Raw genomic sequence first — 1,595 nt, 5'->3', positions numbered from 1 at the left:
AAATGAATACCAAGTCTCTGAGTGAACATACGTAATTCATTACGAAGTTTAATTCACGAGCATCAAACTTAAATTGAAGAGTTTGATCATGGCTCAGATTGAACGCTGGCGGCAGGCCTAACACATGCAAGTCGAGCGGTAACACAGGGAGCTTGCTCCTGGGTGACGAGCGGCGGACGGGTGAGTAATGTCTGGGAAACTGCCTGATGGAGGGGGATAACTACTGGAAACGGTAGCTAATACCGCATAACGTCGCAAGACCAAAGAGGGGGACCTTCGGGCCTCTTGCCATCAGATGTGCCCAGATGGGATTAGCTAGTAGGTGGGGTAACGGCTCACCTAGGCGACGATCCCTAGCTGGTCTGAGAGGATGACCAGCCACACTGGAACTGAGACACGGTCCAGACTCCTACGGGAGGCAGCAGTGGGGAATATTGCACAATGGGCGCAAGCCTGATGCAGCCATGCCGCGTGTATGAAGAAGGCCTTCGGGTTGTAAAGTACTTTCAGCGGGGAGGAAGGCGTTGAGGTTAATAACCTCAGCGATTGACGTTACCCGCAGAAGAAGCACCGGCTAACTCCGTGCCAGCAGCCGCGGTAATACGGAGGGTGCAAGCGTTAATCGGAATTACTGGGCGTAAAGCGCACGCAGGCGGTCTGTCAAGTCGGATGTGAAATCCCCGGGCTCAACCTGGGAACTGCATTCGAAACTGGCAGGCTAGAGTCTTGTAGAGGGGGGTAGAATTCCAGGTGTAGCGGTGAAATGCGTAGAGATCTGGAGGAATACCGGTGGCGAAGGCGGCCCCCTGGACAAAGACTGACGCTCAGGTGCGAAAGCGTGGGGAGCAAACAGGATTAGATACCCTGGTAGTCCACGCCGTAAACGATGTCGACTTGGAGGTTGTGCCCTTGAGGCGTGGCTTCCGGAGCTAACGCGTTAAGTCGACCGCCTGGGGAGTACGGCCGCAAGGTTAAAACTCAAATGAATTGACGGGGGCCCGCACAAGCGGTGGAGCATGTGGTTTAATTCGATGCAACGCGAAGAACCTTACCTACTCTTGACATCCAGAGAACTTAGCAGAGATGCTTTGGTGCCTTCGGGAACTCTGAGACAGGTGCTGCATGGCTGTCGTCAGCTCGTGTTGTGAAATGTTGGGTTAAGTCCCGCAACGAGCGCAACCCTTATCCTTTGTTGCCAGCGGTTAGGCCGGGAACTCAAAGGAGACTGCCAGTGATAAACTGGAGGAAGGTGGGGATGACGTCAAGTCATCATGGCCCTTACGAGTAGGGCTACACACGTGCTACAATGGCGCATACAAAGAGAAGCGACCTCGCGAGAGCAAGCGGACCTCATAAAGTGCGTCGTAGTCCGGATTGGAGTCTGCAACTCGACTCCATGAAGTCGGAATCGCTAGTAATCGTAGATCAGAATGCTACGGTGAATACGTTCCCGGGCCTTGTACACACCGCCCGTCACACCATGGGAGTGGGTTGCAAAAGAAGTAGGTAGCTTAACCTTCGGGAGGGCGCTTACCACTTTGTGATTCATGACTGGGGTGAAGTCGTAACAAGGTAACCGTAGGGGAACCTGCGGT

Annotated in this window: 1 rRNA gene; it reads left to right on the top strand. The window is 53.8% G+C overall.

Annotated features, from left to right (window positions below):
* Positions 1–70 precede the first annotated feature (70 nt).
* Positions 71–1,595: ribosomal RNA gene (locus LRM19_RS21150) — 16S ribosomal RNA — on the top strand; the annotation flags it as partial.

Origin of the sequence: Enterobacter sp. PI-10 (assembly GCF_027947695.1) — a bacterium.
Taxonomy (GTDB): Bacteria; Pseudomonadota; Gammaproteobacteria; order Enterobacterales; family Enterobacteriaceae; genus Enterobacter; species Enterobacter vonholyi.
Note: the sequence above shows the minus strand (reverse complement) of the source record. Positions and strands in the feature narration are given on the sequence as shown.